Genomic DNA, 20,225 nt, shown 5'->3' on the forward strand with positions numbered 1-20,225 from the left:
ACACTGGAGGGGACATGCCGAACGTCCGTGATCCGCTCGACCCTAAGCTCTCCCAGTGGCATCTGCTCTCGTACTACTTGCGGTTCTTCCGCGAGAAGGAGGGACTCTCCCTCACCCAGTGGGGAAAGATCATCGGCGCGGCTCGATCTACTGTTTCGAACATGGAGGCCGGTCGGCACCGCATCCACGAGGACCACGCCAAGCTCATCGACCGCCACTTCGGCACCGGCCGCCTGTTCGAGCTGCTCCTCTGGTTCGCCCGGACGGCCCACAACCCGGACTGGTTCCGCCAGTACACCGAGTACGAGAAGCAGGCGACGTTCACCAAGATCTACCACGGGAGCCTGATCCCGCTGTTCTTCCAGACGGACGCCTACACCGAGGCGTATGTCCACGTCAGCGACAGTGAGGACCACGAGGTGGAGCTCGCCGCGCGCCTCCGCCGCAAGCAGGCCATGCTGGGACGCCCCGAGCCCGCGTTCATCTGGCTCCTCCTAGGGGAAGCCGCACTCGCCACCCGGGTCGGCGGCCCCAGCGTCATGAAGGCGCAGTTGGAGCACCTCCACAGGATGACTGATCTCGCGCACGCGAGCGTCCGCGTCGTCCCCTTCACGGCCGGCGCGCACCGAGGCGCCGACGGATACTTCCAGGTCATCGGCCTCGACAACAGGGACATCGGGTATGCGGGCGCCCAGATCGGCGGCCGATTGATCGAAGGTCCGAGCGAGGCCAGGGAGCTGAGCTTTATATTCGACCGTATCGGCGCGAAAGCCGCGTCCGAGGACGACTCACGCTCGCTGATCCGACGCTACCTGGAGACATACCCATGACCGTGCAGTGGCGCAAGAGTTCCTACAGCGGAGGCGCCAACGACGCAACCTGCGTTGAACTGGCCAAACTCCCCACAGGCATCGGCATCCGCGACTCCAAGAACCCGACCGGCGACCACGTCTCGCTGAGCGGTGCGGTGTTCACCGATCTGGTGCGGCAAGTCAAGGAAGGGGCGCTCGCTCTCCCCTAGGAAGGCTCGGGCGCACGCCCCTCCGCCACTACGACGCATCTACCCCCGCGGCGTCCTGCGGCCAGATCCGGAAGCGAAGCCTGGATTGTCCCAGGAACGGATCTGCCAGCTATGCCGCGACGCATTTGCTGCGGGGAGCCTGCGACCCTGACGGTTGACTGCCTTCAGATGCACTAGTTTCGCACACCGTCGCCTGAAAAGATCACTTCAGGTGACGCCACCGGTGTGGTGGGCCCGGTCGGTTCGAGTGTCCTTGACGGATCAGAGGCAGAGGGCGAGCATGGCGCTCTGGGGACGGGGGTGAGGTGCGCATGGCTGATGGAGCAGCAGAACTACCGCTTTTTCGTCGCTATCAAGCCTGGATCGAACCAGACGGGGGTGTAAGCGAGGACGCTCGAGAACCCTTCTACACCTCCGGCATGATCGTCCTGGACACGAACGTGCTGCTAGACCTCTACCGTTATACGCCTGAGGCCAGGGACGAGGTCCTCGAGGCGCTCAAGCGGGTTGCCGTTAACCTCTGGATGCCGTACCAGGTCGGGCTAGAGTTCGTCCGAGGCCGGAATAAGGTCATACACGACCGCACAAGACTGCTCAGCGCGGTTGCACAGCAGGTCCGCCAAGGGTTCGACCAGGCTTGGCAGGACATCGCTTCTGCTTTGGCGCAGGTAAAACAGCTTCTCGCCAATCATGCCAACGACCATGCCGGCCAACGGGAGCTAGACGAACTTATCAATCTGCGGAGTTTTCAAGAGCTGACCGACCCGTGGAGGCAGGAGCTGTTGAATCGAGCCGAGCAGATCAAAAACTCCCACGACGTCCAACTCGGGTCCTTGGTGGCCGGGCCGGACAGCGTGCTGCAGCAGGTCGCGGAGATATACGAGGACCGCATCGGAGAACCTCCCTCAGACTCCGACCTGCAGCGGCAGGTGGAGAAGGCCACGCGGTTCCGCTATCCCAACCGAATTCCTCCAGGGTTTGCCGACTCCGGCAAGGGCACTGATCTGGCGGCAGCTGGAGACTTCCTGCTTTGGGATGAAGTCGTCCGGCGTGTCAGTACGCTGCCACACCCGCGGCGAGTCCTATTTGTCTCAAGCGATGCTAAAGAGGACTGGTACGAGCCCTCCACTCCCGGGCGGAGGAAGCAGCCGTGGCCCCACCTCTTCGAAGAGATGCGCAGTCGGTCGCAGGCGGAGCTGCTAATCGTGCGGCCGCAGGACTTCTTCAGTGACGTTCGCGAGTACCTGCATGCAGCGATCGCCCAGAGCACTGTAGAGGAGATCGAAAAAGCAGCGGATGCCAGGGGGGCCCAGGGAGAGCGGGCGACGGTGCTGACCGAAGAAAGAGCTCGCGCGATGACGCCGCCGGAGGAGCTCCTCCTCAAGGCGTGCACTGCAGCGGAGCTGCCGCCGTCGGTCGTACGGTACGCCTTGAGCGGCACAGAGGATCCCGTGTTCAAATGGTGGCTAATCGGAACCACTGCTCTGCTGGATCTCCGCGTGGTATCGGACGACGAGTTTGGCGTGGACCTCAACGCCGCGGTGGTGTCTGAGACTCCCCCGGACGATGCATGGGTGGGCGGGGAGGTCTTCCCGCCTGGCCAGTGGCCCTACCGGACCTCATCTTGGATCGCACCGTGGTTCGTGGGAGCCGTCAAATCAGTTCCGCTGGCGGACCGGGGTTCCCTGCTGCGTCTGGAAGTGCGGCGGATCAATGCGCATTCCATGCAGGACGAGAATCCACTCAAGGGGGATTGAGTCAACTAATCCTCGTTTTAGTCGGTCGAGATCACGCAACCTCCCCGGAGCAAATATGACTGATAAGAACCCGCCCAGTGAGGAATGGGCGCGTCTCAAGCCGGACACCTTAATCGCGGTTGAACAGCTTTCCCGTAAGCTCCAGGGAACTACTTCCAGCCGGGAGCTCATAGATTCCTACCTCTATGCTAAACGGCTCTTGGCTGAATCCATGAGGGCTTTTGTCCGCATGGAGCTCCCAGAGCGCTGTGAAGACTTCCGCAGGGGGTGCGCAGCGATCGAAGTAGAAATGCGGCGCCGATATGGCGGGATGGTGCCGGAAGGCTATCTGATCGCTCCTTACAAGAGCCGCGTCAATGAAGAGCTCTACTGCTTGCTCCACCGAAGCCTTGGAGAGGAGGTCCCCGGGTCGCTGCTATGCACTGTCACCGCAGACTCCGTGCACACGGAGCGCAGGATCAGGGAGTTGCGGGAGCTCGGCTTCTCTGTTTCGAGCTCCGAGGCCGAAGGTGTCGACTTCTACAGCCTGAAATCCCTCGAACCGGATTTCTCGATGATTCCATCCGCTGTCATGAAGGTGGCCCAGCGGAAGAAGTTCAAGGAGATGCCGAAGGACGAGTTGAGGCTGGTTCTAGGGCTCCGTTCCTGATCGCTTTCCAGGTGTGCTGACGCGGTTCTTGCGCGGCGCTGGGACCAGGATCAGGTGCACTGGAGTCTGTCCTCTCGGCTGTGGTGCGGACTTCAGCGCGTCCGCTATCAGCTGATCTTGGATCGGTGTTCGGCAAACAACTGATGGCGACGGTGATCGTTCTGTCCTGTGAATGCCTTGAAATCTCCCAGCAGGAAAGCGATCTCGCCGTTGGCTCGCTGCTCCTTGGTGAGTTCGAAGTCGTGGCCTAGGTGGACAAGGCGGCGCTCTACCTCCGGCTGCTCCAGTGCTATGCCGTCACTTGCGAGTCTGGCAACTATCTGCTCGACAGTCAGAGGGCGCTTCTGAGCCTGCAGGGTTTTGTAGACAGGATCAAGCGTTGCTGTGGAGTTCTCAACGAGCGATCGTGCATCGCCGTCCTTCAGGAGGGCCTTTCTGATCGCTTCTCCGAGCGCCTTGGCGACTGGCGGTGGAAAAGCATTGCCGATCTGCCGATACCTAGAGGTCTTTCGTCCGAGGAACTCCCATTCGGCGAAATCAGAACCGTACCAGCCCTGGATGCGGGCGACCATCTCCACTGTCAGCATCGGGTGCTCGGCTCCCTTGACCCTCGGGTTCGTCGGTCCGGGAGGATCATCGGCCACCCCCTTGGCGTCAACGCCCATCTCGGCCCAGGCCGCCTTTGCGCGGGTAGGGCCGAGGTCGGCTCCGCCATGTTTCTTCGACCCGCCCACGATCGTGGGGGCGATGCTGTTCGCTCGCTTAACCCACTCCGCGAGCTTGTCTTTACTCCAGTCCCCTTGAGCCATCAGGTCGCTGAGCAGTTCGCCGACGGTTGGGGGAGGATCAGATTGAGGTACCGGCCAGTTGAAATACTCTGCATACTCGGGCTGCAGCGCGATGAGTACGAAGCGCGGGCGGAGTTGGGAAACTCCGAACTGGTCGGCTTGGAGTAGCCGCCACTCGGCGACATAACCGTATTCTTGCAGGCGGTCGAGTACATGCTGCCGATAAGCCGTGAACCGGTTTCCGCTCAGTCCCTTGACGTTCTCCAGCAGGAGAGCCCTGGGTTTCATTCGGCCGCACAGTGCCACTGCCCAGGCGAATAGATCGCGTTCGTCGCTGGCGCCCAACTGTTTTCCAGCGATACTGAAGGGAGGGCAAGGGACGCCGCCGGCCAGCAAGTCCACGCCCTCGTGTTCGCTGGGGTTCCACACGCCGGGATCGGCTACATCCCCGATGCGGACTGTGTCCTCGGCCTCTTTTTCTTTGTAGCCAAGGACTTTGACGAGGTTGTGGCGAAGTGTTTCGGCTGCGTTTTTATCCAACTCGATTGCTAGGCGGTGGCGGAAACCGGCGCGCTCCAAGCCGAGCGACTGGCCGCCGGCGCCTGCGCAGATCTCGACGACTTCGAGTGGGTTGTCCTCGGCTGCTTCGGACAAGCTGTTCTCCTTCCAAGCACCCGGGGGACCTTTATGTCGGGCTTTATTGTGTTTTGCTCGTGGAGTCCAATTTCCGCGCGGCCGCAGAGCCGGAGCGGAGGCTCCGTACGGTTCGGCGTCCCGGTCGGTGCCGCCGCAAGCAATGTGGAAGTTTACGGTCAGGGGGTCTTCCCGTCGACCTACGCCGCACCCCTACTGCAGGTCGGCCTTCAGTTCTGCGAGGACCTCGGCCTGGGCATCGGCTGGGAGACGCTGGTATGCAGACCACACGCGGTCGAGCGGGGTAGAGACCCGGCGGTTGCGGTCGATCCACCGGGCGAGCCGCCGCCGGTCTGCTGGATCCAGGACGCGGATGTCAGCCGCCACCTCATCCGCTCTGGCCGGAGCGTTGGAGGAGCCGGCCCGGCAGCGCTTGCACTCAGTGAGCAGAAGTACCTGCTCGCGACCATCGGGGAGCACTGTGGTGCGGCGCGTTACCGACAGCACCGCCGTCTTGTTCGGGTCATCCGGGTACTCTTCTCCGCCAGAGATGCCGCAGACGGTGCAGAGGTAGTCGTCACGCTCCATGACAGCCCTGATCTCCTTGGAAGACAGGGTGTTGCGGGGAGCGGCGGCCCGTCTCTCCTTCGGGTCCCAGACGGCTGCTCCGGCTTTGACGAAGCGCTGCTCCTCTGCCACCAGGCTGGCGTCCTCGGTACTGGCCCAGATGATCCAGCCGTAGTCCCGAAGATCGCGGACCCGGCGATCGATCTGCGACATACCAGGGAAGGCGTCCCTCAGCTGCCCTTTGGTGAAGGTGTTGCCCTCGCCTACCTCCTGGACGAGCCAGAGAGCGGCCTTGACCATGCCACCAGCTTTGAGGTCCGGGGCGTTCCAGGCAGGTGCGTTCACTCCGTCTCCTCCTCACTACCAAGCGACAACTTGGCTGGTCCTAGGAGCCGTAGCCGCTCGGTATCGCGAAGCTTACGGCGATCGCTACGCTAGCTGGTTGGAGGGACTTTTTTATGGTTGCGAGGTACGGCATTCCACCCGAGGGCGAAGCGATCAGAGAGCTCGTCCAAGAGCGGCTGAAGCAGGCTGCGGCTGAGGACGGCGCCAAGGTGACCGTCGACTGGCGAGGCGCCGGGCAGCGGCACCTCTACGTGATCTCCATGCCAGTCAGCATGCTGTACTTCAACCCGGACACCCATCGGGTCCGCGCCCAGCGCACCCTTGACCCTGAGCGCAACCGAGTCCTCGACGAGCGGCCGTGGAGCGAGGAGGGCCAGGAGTACCTCCGCTACCTGCTGACCCGGGATCCGAAGGACGTCAGCAAGACCGACCCCGACTATCTAGCGCTCCTTGACGAGCTGGACGAGTTCGGACAGCGGGACCCTGGGATCATTAGTCCGGACGGCATCCTCGTCGACGGCAACACTCGCTGCGCTGCACTCCGAGACTTGGGGAAGGAGCATATCCGTGTCGGTGTCCTTCCCGAAGACACCAGCCGGCACGACATCAATCGGGTTGAGCTATCCCTGCAGCTGCGCCGCGACAAGCGCCGCGACTACTCCTACATCAACCGGCTCATAGCGGTTGAGGAGGAGCTGGCAGCGGGGCGGAAGCAAGAAGACGTTGCCAAAGAGTTCAACATCAAGCTGCCGACCCTGAAGCGGGACCGCTGGGTCTTCGAACTGATCAACGATGCCATCGAGCGAAGCAAGACGGACGATGGTGCCAGTCTCCGGCTGGTTGACTTCGAGGACCATCAGGAAAAGCTGCGGGAACTGGCCCGCGACTACGCCAACCTGGCCGCAACAGATCCTGAGGCAGCCGAGCGCCTGAAAGAAGCACGTCTCGCCATGGTGGTGCTCGACCTCCCCAAGACCACGCTCCGTCTGGCAGAGCCTGACTTCTACAGCCGCTACCTGGAGCAGCGGCTCCCCGAGCCGCTGCTGCCGACAGCAGGGGAGAGCCCGGCCTCGCTGGGCATCCCCGGGCTCGACGACGTTGTCGTCCCCGACGAAGCAGCTGGAGTCAAGGCTGTCCGTGACCTCACGGACAAACTGTTGAAAGCGGATGCCGCCAAAAAGGCAGCGGACAAGGTCTCCTCCACTGAGGTCTCGGCTGCGGACACTGTCCTTGAGGCAGCCAAGGAGGTGTTCAGTACAGCGACCACCCTCGCCGGGAAGGATGCCCAGCTCCGCAAGCGCCAGACCGCGGTCCCGGTGAGGGTGACGGACGCAGCAGAGTACATCGAGCAGTGCGCAGCCGAGTTCGCCGAGGCGAGAGCCAGACGGGCTCTGGATGAGGAAGCCTTCGACGATGCTCTCATCACCTTGCGCGACAGCCTGGCGCGTCTGGCGAAGCAGGCCGGCAGGACCTTCACCTCCCCCGGTGACGGAGTCGAATGGCTGCTGAACGCGACAAAGGACCGGTAGCGGTGGGAGAGGTGGCCGGGCCGAGCCTTGAACTCGGCTTTGGCGACGACGCGGTCACAGTCCGACTGCATGTGCGTACGGATCGCATCGCTGATCTGCGCCGACTCGCTCTGCGATTCCAGAGCGGCGTCCAGCGGACCCCGACGATCCTCGACATCGAGATCGATGACTTGCTCAGTAACCTCCGCGCACTTCGCGGATGGCCGGAGCCCGGCACCGTGGAGTGGGATCCGCAGCTGGCTGGTCTTGTCAGAGACTCCGCCGCCGACGCGCAGACTGTCGCCCACCGCTTGGAGTCAGCTGCGGTGGCCGAGCCGGAGAGTGCGGACATTGAGGACCTCCTCGGTCCCGGTTGGGCAGGCGACCTCACCTCCTTCCAGCGTCGTGACATCGCCAAGCTTCTGTCGCTGCGCCATGGCGCGAACTTTTCTGTCCCTGGGGCCGGGAAGACACGCGTAGGTTTGGCGGTCTTCCAGGCGCTCAGGATGCGCGGGCAGGTCGAGCGGATGCTGGTCGTCAGCCCGAAGCCCGCCTACGAAGCATGGCAGTACGAGAACAGAGTCTGCTTCAGTCGACCGCTGCGGATGTCCGTATATGACAAGAGTCCGGATCCATCCGCGGATGTAGTGATCATCAACTACGAACGACTCGACAGTGCCATCGAGGGGCTAAGCGCCTGGCTTTCGGCGCGGCCATCGCTGCTTCTACTCGACGAAGCCCACCGCATGAAGGCAGGCGCCCGAGGAGTCTACGGAGCGGCATGCCTGGCTCTCGGCCCGCTGGCTCGGCGCAGGCTGATTCTGACCGGTACCCCGGCACCCAATGGCGCCAAAGACTTGGAGAACCTGTTCGGGTTCGTCTGGCCGGGCTACGGCCGCCAGCAGGTAATCCAAGCTGTCGGGGGCGGCGACCTCGCAAAGGCCAGCACGGTCCTCCGCCCGCTGTTCGTTCGTACGACGAAGCGGGAGTTGGGCCTTCCGCCGGTCAGGACGACGGTTCGGCCGCTCAAGCTGCCACCGCTTCACGGCGAGGTCTATGAAGCGCTTCTAGGCAGGTTCTCGTCCCGGGCTACCGGGTCAGAGGCCGACTTCCTTGCCTGGGGGAAGATCACGGTCTACTTGCTGATGGCCGCGACGAGTCCCGCGCTCCTCCACGCGGGGACCACTCGGTACGAACCACTTGAGTACCGGGTCCCACCTCTGCAGGTGCCGCAAGGATCTCGGTTGTACGAGTTGCTGCGGGATCTGCCGAGCTATGAGTTCTCACCCAAGTACCGCGAGGCCCTGGCCATCGTGCAGGCCAATGCCGCGGAGGGCCGCAAGACCCTGGTGTGGTCTACCTTCATCCGCAGCCTCAACACTCTCGACCGCATGCTCAAGGTGTTCCAGCCGGCACTAGTCCACGGTGGTACAGAGGACCGCGAGGCAGAGATCGCCCGTTTTCGCAACGACCCCGACTGCATGGTGCTCCTGTCCAACCCGGCCACCCTCGGCGAGGGAATCAGTCTCCATCACCACTGCCACGATGCGGTCTATATCGACAGGGACTTCGCGGCTGGGCGCTTCCTGCAGAGTCTGGACCGGATCCACCGCCTCGGCTTGGCTCCGGAGACCGAAACCCGCATCACAGTGCTCGCGTCCGAAGAAACCATTGACGAAGTTGTCAGGCTGAGGCTCGAACAGAAGCTCCACTTCATGGGGTCGGTGCTGGACGATCCGAGTGTGCGGCAGCTTTCCGATCTCGACGAGGAGCCGGCCGTCGGCGGCGGCCTGGACCAAGCCGACCTCCAGGCACTGATGGGCCATTTCCGTGCCCGTGCCACCTGACCCCGTCCTACGGGCCGCTGCACGCTGGCTGGAGAAGCTACCCGCCAACGGCCGGGCGAGGTGCCGGGCCCTTTTCACCACTCATGCCGAGTACAGCGACATCAGTCCCTCCCAGTACGAGGAGGCCTACAAGTGGCTGGAAGAGACGGGGCTCGTACGGGGACTGGATGACACCACTCCAGTGGGGAAGAGGGTCTTTCAGGCCGTCCTGCTGGCGGGAAGCGCTCCGTGGTTCCCGGATGCCGACCTTCATGTGCGCGAGCCTGCCGAACTGCCCATCGATGCGGCACGAGCTGCAGCGGTGCTAGGGCTCAGCGAACTGGAGGCCTTCCAAGAGGTCCATGCTGTGTGGGGCAAGGTCGACGCTGCTGCCCGCTTGAAGGTGGGCTCTGCCGGCGAGGCAGCTCTTGTGCGGCTGCTCATGAGATCCACGACCGCGACGGTTGAGCATGTCGCTACCCATTCCGATGGTTACGGCTATGACATCGCTGTGCTTGCCGGCAAGCACAGCCTGCACATCGAAGCTAAGGCGACCACGCGGCGCAACCGCCTCACGTTCTTCCTATCGCGGCGTGAGTACGAAGTCATGAGGTACGACCTCTCATGGCAGCTGGTCATCGTCCAGCTCACGGATGACCTTGCGGTCAGCGCAGTCGGTACCGTCGACCCGAACTGGATCCATACCCAAGTCCCGGACGACCAGGGGCCCCTCGGACGCTGGGAGTCGTGCAGGATTGATGTGCCGCCTGAGCAGGTGGTCGATGGAATACCGCGGCTCCGTCCCGTCCTAGCTCAGGGCGCTTCGCCGCTACTGCGCGGCTGAAGGGACCGGCCTTCAGCCAAGCGGCGGCGGGACAGCACTGCTTCGCAGACTGTGCGTGCGCAGCCCGCAGCTGGCTCGTGTTCCCAGAAACGCAGCACCAGCCACCCGGCCTCCTCCAAGCGGGCATCTGTGTCCCGGTCGCGCTCCATATTGCGGCCGATCTTGTCGCGCCAGTACTCCGGGTTGGTCTTCGGCGGCACGAAGTGCTCAGGGCAGCCGTGCCAGAAGCAGCCGTCGATAAAGACGGCGACGCGAGTAGGCCGGAAGACCATGTCTGCGGTCCTGCGCATCCCCGCGAGCGGCTTGGCTGCCACCCGGTAGCGCAGCCCAGCGGCGTGGACCAAGGACCGCAACGCGAGTTCAGGCGAGGTATCGCGGTTCCGGTTGCCCAGCATGCTGCGCCGGTTGGCGGCCGACGATGCCCACGAGCCCTCCGGTGCCTGCCAGGCCTCGCCGCCTGCCGCGTCACCACCAGCCACGCGTACTCACTCCTCTCGAGATGGCCGCACCAAAACCCAACCCCTTAGCACTCCTGTCGCCGCACACAGAGGGGCGCAATTCGTCCTGGGAAACGATCCACTCCACCGTACCGACAGGCGACCCGAGAAAAGGGGCACCACCTGGACGCATGATGCTTGTCAGCGTACTCCTAACGCCCGTCTCAAATTACCTGAACCCCTACCGATGGCGAGGTAGGTTCGTGCCGTTGCCCCGGCGGGCCGCCTATAAGAAGCCCTGATTGCAACCAACCGAAGCCAGAATGGTGTGGTGTTGCTGGTGCTGTGAGGTCAGTTCAGAAAAGGGCAAAGATGTCCCCCTGGATACTCTGAGTCGCGACCCGACTACGGATGGCGTTCTCGGGCGGGTGACCTGGTGACGACCGGCCAGTTGTGGCAACCTTTTCGCAGCAGGTCAGGGCTCGCTGCAGCGCCTAGCCATGGTAACTTACGGCAACTACACGTAAAGGTCTCGCTGGTCGCCAGTCCGCCGCTGATGGCGGGTGTCTGCCGGTAAGTGCGGTGCGTGGCGCAGGAGCGTTTGTAGGTATCAAGGAGCGGGCAATGGCTGTACCTCCGATGCCGACAGCGTACGACGCATGGAACAAGGTGCTGGCTGCTGAATTCTTCAGCAATGCACATGCCGATACGCCAGTGATTCTTTGGGTGGATCGGGATACAGCTGAAGAGTTGCAGAAGCAGCACAAGTTGGAAGCGCCACTCTCTGATGCAGTGCGTGATGCACTGGACATGGCGTCACGTTCGAAGGCATTTAGTCGTATCAAATCATGGTGCGAGCGCAGTCACAGGCCGGGAGGTCCGCCCCCCTCTCTGCCACTGCTGGCCGCCTCAGTTGTCGCGGCATCCATGATGGCCTCTGACGGCAAAATCAGAGTTTCCAACTTTTATGTTCCGTTCGTCAAGTATCTCTTCGGTGATTCTTTCAGTGAGGAACAGCATCGTGTCCTCGTCCAAAGTTCGGATCAGCTAGCCGAACTATGGGTCCAGCTCGAACAATGGCTTGCCTCACAGCATGGCCAGTTCGGTATAAGCACGATTAAGGGGCATGAGACTCTGACTCGAATCGGGTACCCGATCTCTCAGGCAGTTCTGAAGGCCGCCGATCGGCGAGTGCTAAGCCAGTTCTTCCGTGATTCCGGGCTCCATCCAGGCAAGTCCATCAGTTCTGACTACCTTGAGCGCGCACTTGCAATTTGGCTGCGTCGGCATCCGAAGGCACTCTCCCCAGCGTTTGTCGCAGCCTATGGGCATCCTGACCTCCAGGCGTTCGTCAACGATCTCGTTTTGGGCTGTGCCCGGGTATGGGACGGCGTGGTGCGCGATGCCGTCAGTGGGCAACGGGCTGTGCGGCTACGGGTGCGGCTCCGGAAGGACCGGCGCAACATTAGTATCGGTTGGGCCGCAGAGGCTGTCGGCGGTATCGATGGCGGGACGATTATCGACCGCGACGGTCAAGAGCACTCCTTCGGTCTCGATCACGGCTTTTTCTATGAAGGCCTAGAAGCGGTCTCCTTTCAGCCTTCATATCTTGCCGCAGGAGTGACACTGAACGGCATCACTGCCACAGGGGAAAAGATCGCTTTTGTTTATCAGCCGTCCGAAAGTGTTTACTTCCGCCAGGACCGCGATCTCGGCTGGGTGAGCCAAGGCAAGGCAACTGCTTTCGACGAGCACATGATCCTAGTGCTAGACCAAACTGTGCCACAGATGATCAGTGAGCTAAAGGAGGCCGGGATTGCGCAGCCAAAGAACGTGAAGGCAGCATTTGCCCCGGGGTGGAGCCTGTTCATCGGCGTTGTGCTGCGTGAAGAGTCAAAACTCATCAGGGCGATAGGAAAGCGAGGATCGGTCCTCAACGCGATTGGAGTTCAAGGCGTTTCCAAGCCGAAACTTGTTGGTGGCCTGCAGTTGAAGCAGAAGCTTGCGCGGAACCTCTATCTCACTGGTGGTTCCCCAGACCTGCTTGTCGATATGCGTGCCCACACCGAACGCCTAGTGCGTCTTGATTTTGGCAGCGGGCGATATGAAGACGTCTTGACTGGTGGGTTCCCGATCCCTCTGACGCAAGAAGCGGCTTGGGAATCAGGACGCCATAGCCTCACTGTTGACGGCACCCCACTTTCATATGAGTTGGTAGATGTTCTTGCGGACGGCGAGGCGCCAGGGACCGGAACAGTGGCCTTCGCTGTTGGGGAGCAAGTTCAGAACCGAGCCCAAAAGGTTGAGCCGAACGCGCCAGCTATCCGGGGTGCTCTGCTTCCGGAGGCAGCCGAGGAACTACCTTTGACTGTACTGGCCTTTAAGAACTCGTCCGATCGCTACTTGGTCTCCTATGACGGACGCGGCTACGAGCCAGGTGCCCCGGAGCTGCCCGTGCTGTACGAGAAGCTCGGTCTCGGGGATGACGCCTTCTACTACACCGATGTTGTCCCGCCTGCTGGGTGGTCCGGGTGGATGATTGAGTGGCGACGTACCTGTCCCCGCGTCACCCCAGTAGCGCCACGCCGACCCGACCGTAGTGCTGTGCTGTCCTCGCCGAACAGGGAGGAGTGGGCCTTGGCGATTCTTGACGCACGGAGCTGCTCTCAGAACCCGATGTGGGGGGAGTACGTGACTTTGGCGGAGGAAATCTGCCAGTGAGCCCTGTCGGAGATCTGCTACTGAACTGGGCCAGCGAGAACGGCGCCGGCGACCTCAGCGTGATGCTCAGTACAGTGGAGTGGGCTTCACGTCGTTTCCGCATTACGACGACAAGTGGTGCGCCCGGTCGTTGGGTGCGTGATGCCTCCTCGCTCGGGTACCTAGATGTCGACTGGCAGGCTGGGAAGTGGTCGGTAGCCCCTGCGGTTCTTACTGCCCTGCCCATGTCTGGAGGCCTTCTCCTGCTGACAGGTACACGAAATCGGGCAATGGATAGCCGGATTGAAGACGCCGCCCAGGATATGGGCCTTGAGTATTATTTGGCGATCAGCCATGTGCAGGAGGGGGATATCCCCCTCCCAAAGTCGGTCATCTTTATGACCGATCCGGGTACTGATATGGAGAGACTAGCCACCGCCCTGAAGGCTAACTGGGTACCGTGTTTCGCTCTTCAAGTGATTCCTTTTTTGCCGAAGCTTGCTCTCGGTCCCGAGGCCGCGGGGCCAGTGCCCGGAACCCTTCTAAAGCGGTATGTCGAGGAAACCAGGAGGTATGAAGAGGTGCTCTCGTCTCGGGTGGATGGGATCTACCGCTTTAAGACTGCGGACCACAGGCAGGTAGTTCGATTGCTTCGCGACGGCACCTGGTATAAGACCTCGCACGAGGAAGCCCTCTATCTGATCCGCGCTGACCATCCAAGCAAACCAGGCGATACCATGCGGTGGGGTGCAGAATCTAACGGTGAGAGGAACTTGATCGGGCGGCTGGCAGTGGACTGGGGGGCTCCATTGCCACCATTGCATGCGCGGGCTGCGGTCCTAAGCAGTGGCCTCGCACCCTGGTTCTCAGCGACAGCGGAAACCGCAGTTTATTATAATGTGCCGTATGTGCTTGCGGCGGCGATCGCTGAGAGTCTGAAACAAGAACTGGAAATACTTGACGTGTCTGGGGGTAGGCGTGGCTAAGAATGTCGATATTCGATCATTCGACGGAATTCGGACATTTGAAGCGCTCAGAGAGGCGCTTTTCCGTTACTACGACACGCCTTTCGGGCTGGCTGATCGATCGCTCCAGAATGAGAGACGTGAGCTTTTGAACCGGGACGGCGGTGCATGGCGGCGTCCGCTTATCGAACTCCGCCCTCGCTATGTGTCGAGCGGGATGTCAGTAGCAGCATCGGCAAGTGCGGCAGGAGCGCCACCGGAGTTCGCTGAACTGGCCTCGCTGGGACTGGTAAGCGGCGTTGAGGAACTGTACAAGCATCAGCATGATGCACTTGCTGCAGCAGTTGGTGCTGGCAAAGATGTGGTGATTACCGCAGGAACTGGGTCAGGCAAGACCGAATCCTTCATGCTTCCCGTCCTTGCCTCACTCGTTGAGGAGTCCTCAACGTGGACGGGCACTCCGGCGCCTCACACAGACCGATGGTGGAGTGGCTACAACGACGAGTTTTGTGCCCAGCGGCACGGCGAGCAGGGGCGTCCGGCCGCGGTCCGCGCCCTCGTTCTCTACCCGATGAACGCACTCGTCGATGACCAGATGATGCGCATGAGGCGTGCGCTGGACAGCGATGCGGCTCGCGATTGGTTCGCCAGGCACCGGAAAGGCCACCGTTTCTATTTTGGACGCTATACCGGCGCGACACCAGTCCCCGGGGACCTCCCTCAACCGGGTAAGCGCGGCGGCCAAGCCCTGAAAAATCTACGCAGCTATCTGCGGGCAACCGATGCCCGCAATAGTAGGGCCAGAGTCGACGGCGACAATGGTAAGGCCGCCTTCTTTGTGCCGCGACTCGATGGTGCGGAAATGCGTTCGCGGTGGGATATGCTTTTGAACCCGCCCGATATTCTCGTCACCAACTATTCGATGCTCAACGTGATGCTACTCCGGCCTCGTGAAAGCCGCATGTTCGATCTTACTCGCAAGTGGCTCGAAGAAAATCCAGATGTGAAGTTCACTCTGATCGTCGACGAACTACACATGTACCGGGGGACCGCCGGCACTGAGATCGCTTATCTGATCCGGGCGCTCCGTCATCGTCTGGGTCTTGACACCCAACCGGATCGCCTGCAGATTCTGGCTGCCTCAGCTTCACTAGACGAAGACCGGGACCGTGCATTTCTCGGGCAATTCTTCGGCGTTGACAGCGATCGCTTCACTATCCTACCTGGCGAGACGGTCAAGCCTTCGTCTAATGCGCTGGACTTGACTCCCTATGCGCATCGGTTCGCAAGCCTACCGCACAACCCGCCCGAGGAAGTAGCTGACACCCTTCTCAGAGAGTCCAAGGCGGCAGATGCCCTGTGCAACTGCCTTGCTGACGAAGATGGCCATCCGGTCGCCAAAACTGACGACAAGATCGCATCGCATCTCTTCTCTGGTGTCGATGACAAAGAAAAAGCGCTCAGGGGACTGCTTTCAGCACTCCGGTGGTCCAGTGATCCGAACATGGTGAAGTTGCGCGTACACCTGTTCTTTCGCAACATCACCGGCATGTGGGCTTGCTCCAATCCGGAGTGCTCGGGAGTCGATATCCGTTCAGGCGACAGGCGCGTGGGGCGCCTGTACTCTGAACCGGCTACCCGATGCGCCTTCTGCAACGCGCGAGTCTTGGAACTGCTCTACTGCCAGACCTGTGGCGACGTCTTTCTCGGTGGCTACTTCCCGGAGGCAGAGGAGGCGGCAGCGCGTTTCGATGCCGGGCTGCTCGCTGATCACTCCGAACTCGACCGTCTCCCGGACCGGGGTGGCGACGGGCCCAGCGCGGCCAACTACGTTGTCTACTGGCCCCGCCACGACAAGAAGCCAGAACTAAGCGACACGCGCTGGCGCCGAAGCGCCAACGGCATTAGTGCCTCGTTCACCTGGCAGCGGAGCGTATACACCCCCCAGACTGGCCGTCTCGAGAATAGTCGCGACGGCTATACCGGCTGGTCCTTCCATGTCGCAGTCGGTAGGGACGCACCGCGGGGGCTCCTAGCGAAGCTGCCTGCCTATCCTTCCCAGTGCATCGCATGCGGTGACGATGTGGAACTCCAAAAGGTGAAGGGGGGTCGTTCCCTACCACTTACGGATCCGTCCCGACTCCGCCCTGCTGTCCGCACGATGCGTACTGGATTCGAGAAGTTCAACCAGGTGCTCACTGACGAACTCCTAGCTTGGCTTCCCGAGGGGCAGCGCGGGCTTGTCGTGTTCTCGGATAGCCGCGCCGATGCAGCGAAGCTAGCCAGTGGCCTGGGGCTCCGCCACTACCAGGACCTCCTGAGGTTCCTGCTCTTCCGCCTCGTTACGAGCGATGGGGATCGGTCGGCTGACCTGGACATCATCAAGAAGCGCTACACCACGTCGGATTGGAGGATGGAGGAGGTCAAGGCCGCCAAGCAGCGTATGGCTGAACGAGGGCTTAAGGGGCCGGTCACAGAACTTTCGCTGCTCTGGAGCGAGATGGCGGAGACTGATGTTCCGGATCCGGAGCAGGAAGAACAAGAGCGGCTGCTGGTAGCGAAGGTCCTGGCTACCCCTTCGATTCAGGCGCACATCAGCGAGCTAGAGACCCAACTTCTCGCTCTGGGGGTCAATCCCGGGGGGCCCGCGGCTAGCCTCCGCAAGGCGGACAAGCGGCATACCAATGTGGCCGATGCCGAGGAGAAGCCGTGGACTTCTCTGTACGACTGGACGACTACGCCGCCGGAGCGGTGGTCGGTCCTGCAGCTCGATGGCGGTCAGCAAGACCTCCGTGAGAGGATCGATGCGAAGCTCCGCGAAGAAACACTCTACGGCCTCTACTCCGGGGCTGGACGAGACTTTGAATCACTCGGACTCGGGTGGCTGGCCCCGGTCGATGATCTGCAAGGTGCAGATGTATCTCCCACGTCGGACTCAGCACTTGTTAGGTCAACCCTGCGTGTCCTTGGCCACGCGCGACGCTTTACAGGACTCCGCCACGGCCAGGAAGACCCGCCGAAGAAGGTTCGGGACTTCTGGGCAAAGGTCGCTGAGCAGCATGGGTTGGATCCGGACCATGTCGCAGACCGTGCCCGTGCCGCACTACGGAACATCCTCGTTGAATGGCTGATCAAGCCTGATACGGTTGGCCTTCGGCCTGCCGAGGGCAGATCTTGGACGTGTGAGCGATGCCAGCGGCGTCACCTACATCCCGGAACTCTCACCTGCACCAAGTGCTACGCGGCCCTTCCCGCCAAGCCCGAACCGTTCCGGATCGGCGATGCGGAGGCTGACTACTACACCTGGCAGGCGTCACGCGACCTTGAACCCATCCGACTCCACACTGCTGAACTCACTGGGCAAACTGACCGCATCGACGCACAGGCACGCCAGGCGCGTTTCCAACAAGTCTTTCTCGAAGACTCGGAGAACGAACTCGCCGATGCAGTTGATCTGCTTTCTGTAACCACAACGATGGAGGCCGGCGTCGACATTGGTGCTCTCACAGCTGTCAATATGTCAAACATGCCGCCGACCCGATTCAACTATCAACAGCGGGTTGGCCGAGCGGGCCGACGCGGATCGCCCATTGCAGTCGCGCTTACTGTCTGCCGTGGTCGCAGCCACGATGACTATTACTTCGCCCGGCCGGAACTCATTACGAATGAGCCGACTCCGAAACCTTATCTCGCTATGGATATGGCCGCTGTCTTTCAGAGGGTCCTGGCTGCGGAGGTCATGCGTGCCGCATTCTCGGATAACAGCGTCGTCCTGGTCGACAATAAGCTGGCAGCCACGATCAATGTTCACGGTCAGTTCGGATTGGCGCGGGACTGGCAGACAATTAGGCCTCACATCGAAGCGTGGATCCTAGGCAACAAGCGGAGGATCAGTGCAGTCGCTGACGCCCTAAAGCTTGAAGCAAAAGGATCTGTAGCTGCAATAGATCCTGTCGGCTACGTCCTACAGGTGCTGCTGCCAGCTATCGACCGGCATGCCGCAGCTGAAACGGGCCACGCCGACCTGAGTCAGCGGCTCGCTGAAGCTGGGCTGCTACCGATGTTCGGTTTTCCAACAAACGTCCGATACCTGTATACACAAAAGCCATCCAAGTCGTACCCGTGGCCTCCGAAGGGTGCCATCGACCGTGCGCTCCCTATAGCTGTTTCTCAGTTTGCGCCAGGAGCGGAGACTGTCCGTGACGGTTGGGTCCACACTGCGATCGGTGTCGGCTCCTACCGGCCGGCTGGTCCGGGAGTGGTCCCGATTGAAAACCCTCTCGGCGTGGTCCGGGCAGTTGGATACTGCCTTTCCTGCGGTCATCTTGATGATACGGTGGGGGCGTCGGCCCCCGAAAGCGCTCCAGAGCCTTGCCCGGCTTGCGGGGACTCGGACTTCAATATCGTAGATATGTCCGAGCCGGAGGGATTTATAGCCGGAAAACCCAAGGATTTCGACGGAACATTTTCCTGGTCTTCACGCTCGTCCGTCAGTCGCGCCGCTGCCAACCTCGAGCAGCTTGCTGAGAAGGTGACGGAGAACATGACGGTTCTATCAGGGCCGGGGCGCAAGTACAGCATCAACGACAACAGTGGCCGACTCTACAAGTTCCAGAGGCCATCGGCCAGCTGGAGCAGTTGGGGCGGTCTAATCAACAGTGACCTGGTCGAAGAGCACCCCTACTTGAAGGGCCGCCTCGGCAGCGAGCCGCCGCTGCCGGGCGTCGCACTGGGGTCGAGCCAGCAGACAGATCTTTTCCTACTCGGACCAGCGCCAGGCCATAGCGTTGCTAATGGTCTCCGCCTCAGCCTGGAGCGAGCATTCCAGGTCGGAAACCTGCCCGAGCCAGTCCATGGCCGCCGTGCCGCTTGGATCTCCCTAGCGACTTTGCTCCGCCGAGCGGCTTGTCCGCACCTGGACATTCAACCCAACGAACTAGTCTCTGGTCTCTACGGATCCGCCGGTGAGGTTCCGGTCTACGCCTTTATGGCCGATACGCTAGACAATGGTGCAGGATTTTGCACGCACCTGGCCTCGAGCTCCGAGGAACTCAATGCGTACCTCGACGCCGTTTGCGCGTACCTTGAGGATCTCGCAAGCCCTGGACACAGCTCGGAGTGCAATGCCTCCTGCTACGAATGTCTACGCGACTACGCCAATATGTCAGCGCATGCCCTTCTGGACTGGCGGCTGGCTCGGGACCTCTTCACCGTCCTGCGGGGTCGCCCCCTAAACGTGGAAGTGGACAAGCACTCTGGTCTACTCAAAGCTTGGGCCGATGATACCGGGTGTGATTTCAGGGCCACTGCGTCAGGTCACGTTGCGGTCTACAACAATGACTGGGGGAGCGGCAAGAAGATAGCCGTGATTACCAAGCATCCCCTCGAGGCTTCGGACGGGGCAGCTGGGCCTCGCTTGCGTCAGCTGCTTGCTGATGCTCAAAGTGCTGTACCAGGCGCCGCTATCGTCATCGCGATCGACGACTTTCTCCTGGACCGGTCGCCAAGTACAGTCACCGCTCATGTAGAGAAAGTGGATGATTTGATTAATTGAGGGTCGTCGGTGTTAGGCTGTGCAAGATGAGCGCTCTAAATTTCCGGTAGCGCTGAAATGGTAGGGCTTCCGTAGGCGGACCTCGAAGCGCTTCAGATTGGTGTTTCGAAGTCTTGCAGGTAAGTATCCACCTCTGCGTCCCGGGGCGTCACGTTGGTGGCGGCGCTGATCGTCAGGCAGCCGGCCGGGTGGGATTGGTCGGCGTAGACCGCTGCGATCTCGTAGAGGACACGAGTTTAGGTCGTGCGGGCAGTGGTTTTTTCTTATCAGAAACTCAAGTAGATGGATGGCTCAGGACCAGTGCTTGAGCCAGATGGCTAGCCAAAGGCCGGTCAACACGATGCCGGACGCCAGAGTTTCGATTCTTATCCTGGTTGACAGCCGCCGGTTCCGCCAGGCGAGAAGAATGGCGACGAGTGCGAGCCCGGCAGCTCCCAGGCCGACGCCGGTGAGTTCGGCCGTTCCTGGTCCTTCACCGCATGGTTGCTGCTCGCAAGGGTCTGATGGCGCGCTAAGTACAGCGAGCGCAGCGCCACCTAGGGCGTGTCTCGAAGTCGGGTGTGTGACGGTGTGTCGTGATCTCTAAGTAGTGAGGTCTCCGGTAGATGGGTTCATCGACGAAGAAGAACCT

At 61.4% G+C, this 20,225-nt stretch carries 13 protein-coding genes; 10 read left to right on the top strand and 3 right to left on the bottom strand.

What is annotated here, in order from left to right:
• Nucleotides 1-14 precede the first annotated feature (14 nt).
• From CHF16_RS35775 to CHF16_RS39885, 4 genes are all read left to right on the top strand, one after another.
• Nucleotides 15-830 (top strand): helix-turn-helix domain-containing protein, encoded by an 816-nt coding sequence (locus CHF16_RS35775; RefSeq protein ID WP_089330618.1) that lies wholly within the window; start codon nucleotides 15-17, stop codon nucleotides 828-830.
• On the top strand, nucleotides 827-1,021 hold the full coding sequence (locus CHF16_RS35780) for a DUF397 domain-containing protein (RefSeq protein ID WP_089330619.1): 195 nt from the start codon (nucleotides 827-829) through the stop codon (nucleotides 1,019-1,021). The genes CHF16_RS35775 and CHF16_RS35780 overlap by 4 nt, the downstream gene beginning before the upstream one ends.
• A gap of 419 nt (nucleotides 1,022-1,440) precedes the next feature.
• Complete coding sequence (locus tag CHF16_RS35785; protein WP_089330620.1) at nucleotides 1,441-2,778, top strand: PIN-like domain-containing protein; 1,338 nt, start codon at nucleotides 1,441-1,443, stop codon at nucleotides 2,776-2,778.
• A gap of 55 nt (nucleotides 2,779-2,833) precedes the next feature.
• Complete coding sequence (locus CHF16_RS39885; protein WP_143228259.1) at nucleotides 2,834-3,427, top strand: hypothetical protein; 594 nt, start codon at nucleotides 2,834-2,836, stop codon at nucleotides 3,425-3,427.
• Between the two features lie 107 nt (nucleotides 3,428-3,534).
• On the opposite strand, the gene CHF16_RS35795 is transcribed toward CHF16_RS39885, so the two are convergent.
• Both CHF16_RS35795 and CHF16_RS35800 read right to left on the bottom strand, forming a co-directional pair.
• Nucleotides 3,535-4,869: a DNA cytosine methyltransferase gene (locus tag CHF16_RS35795; RefSeq protein WP_089330622.1), complete on the bottom strand. Its 1,335-nt coding sequence runs from the start codon at nucleotides 4,867-4,869 to the stop codon at nucleotides 3,535-3,537.
• A 192-nt stretch (nucleotides 4,870-5,061) separates the two neighbouring features.
• Nucleotides 5,062-5,760, bottom strand: a complete 699-nt coding sequence (locus CHF16_RS35800) for a hypothetical protein (RefSeq protein ID WP_245869743.1) — start codon at nucleotides 5,758-5,760, stop codon at nucleotides 5,062-5,064.
• A gap of 113 nt (nucleotides 5,761-5,873) precedes the next feature.
• Between CHF16_RS35800 and CHF16_RS35805 the strand changes: the two genes are divergently transcribed.
• From CHF16_RS35805 to CHF16_RS35815, 3 genes are read left to right on the top strand one after another with little or no spacing between them, the layout of a single operon-like run.
• Complete coding sequence (locus tag CHF16_RS35805; RefSeq protein ID WP_089330624.1) at nucleotides 5,874-7,289, top strand: ParB/RepB/Spo0J family partition protein; 1,416 nt, start codon at nucleotides 5,874-5,876, stop codon at nucleotides 7,287-7,289.
• Nucleotides 7,259-9,115 (top strand): DEAD/DEAH box helicase, encoded by a 1,857-nt coding sequence (locus CHF16_RS35810; protein WP_089330631.1) that lies wholly within the window; start codon nucleotides 7,259-7,261, stop codon nucleotides 9,113-9,115. The genes CHF16_RS35805 and CHF16_RS35810 overlap by 31 nt, the downstream gene beginning before the upstream one ends.
• Complete coding sequence (locus CHF16_RS35815) at nucleotides 9,105-9,938, top strand: protein NO VEIN domain-containing protein (protein WP_089330625.1); 834 nt, start codon at nucleotides 9,105-9,107, stop codon at nucleotides 9,936-9,938. The genes CHF16_RS35810 and CHF16_RS35815 overlap by 11 nt, the downstream gene beginning before the upstream one ends.
• Here the strand turns inward: CHF16_RS35815 and CHF16_RS35820 are convergent.
• On the bottom strand, nucleotides 9,908-10,417 hold the full coding sequence (locus tag CHF16_RS35820) for a very short patch repair endonuclease (RefSeq protein WP_089330626.1): 510 nt from the start codon (nucleotides 10,415-10,417) through the stop codon (nucleotides 9,908-9,910). The genes CHF16_RS35815 and CHF16_RS35820 overlap by 31 nt on opposite strands.
• Before the next feature lie 582 nt (nucleotides 10,418-10,999).
• On the opposite strand from CHF16_RS35820, the gene CHF16_RS39890 reads away from it, so the two are divergent.
• Genes CHF16_RS39890 through CHF16_RS35825 form a run of 3 tightly spaced genes read left to right on the top strand, consistent with a single transcriptional unit; the run spans nucleotide 11,000 to nucleotide 19,594 of the window.
• A complete protein-coding gene (locus CHF16_RS39890; protein ID WP_143228261.1) occupies nucleotides 11,000-13,096 on the top strand; it encodes a hypothetical protein in 2,097 nt (698 codons plus the stop codon).
• A complete protein-coding gene (locus CHF16_RS39895) occupies nucleotides 13,093-14,061 on the top strand; it encodes a hypothetical protein (protein ID WP_143228262.1) in 969 nt (322 codons plus the stop codon). Before CHF16_RS39890 ends, CHF16_RS39895 begins: the two co-directional genes overlap by 4 nt.
• The gene (locus CHF16_RS35825) at nucleotides 14,054-19,594 is read left to right on the top strand and encodes a DEAD/DEAH box helicase (protein WP_245869744.1); all 5,541 of its coding nucleotides are present in this window, start codon (nucleotides 14,054-14,056) and stop codon (nucleotides 19,592-19,594) included. The genes CHF16_RS39895 and CHF16_RS35825 overlap by 8 nt, the downstream gene beginning before the upstream one ends.
• The last annotated feature ends 631 nt before the right edge of the window (nucleotides 19,595-20,225 follow it).

It is taken from the genome of Actinomadura meyerae (assembly GCF_900188445.1).
Classification (GTDB): Bacteria; Actinomycetota; Actinomycetes; order Streptosporangiales; family Streptosporangiaceae; genus Spirillospora; species Spirillospora meyerae.

Coding starts and splice junctions, on each gene's coding strand:
- CHF16_RS35785 (WP_089330620.1), top strand. CDS start 1,441: ATGATCGTCCTGGACACGAACGTGCTGCTAGACCTCTACCGTTATACG.
- CHF16_RS35805 (WP_089330624.1), top strand. CDS start 5,874: ATGGTTGCGAGGTACGGCATTCCACCCGAGGGCGAAGCGATCAGAGAG.
- CHF16_RS35810 (WP_089330631.1), top strand. CDS start 7,259: ATGGCTGCTGAACGCGACAAAGGACCGGTAGCGGTGGGAGAGGTGGCC.
- CHF16_RS35780 (WP_089330619.1), top strand. CDS start 827: ATGACCGTGCAGTGGCGCAAGAGTTCCTACAGCGGAGGCGCCAACGAC.
- CHF16_RS35775 (WP_089330618.1), top strand. CDS start 15: ATGCCGAACGTCCGTGATCCGCTCGACCCTAAGCTCTCCCAGTGGCAT.
- CHF16_RS39890 (WP_143228261.1), top strand. CDS start 11,000: ATGGCTGTACCTCCGATGCCGACAGCGTACGACGCATGGAACAAGGTG.
- CHF16_RS39885 (WP_143228259.1), top strand. CDS start 2,834: ATGACTGATAAGAACCCGCCCAGTGAGGAATGGGCGCGTCTCAAGCCG.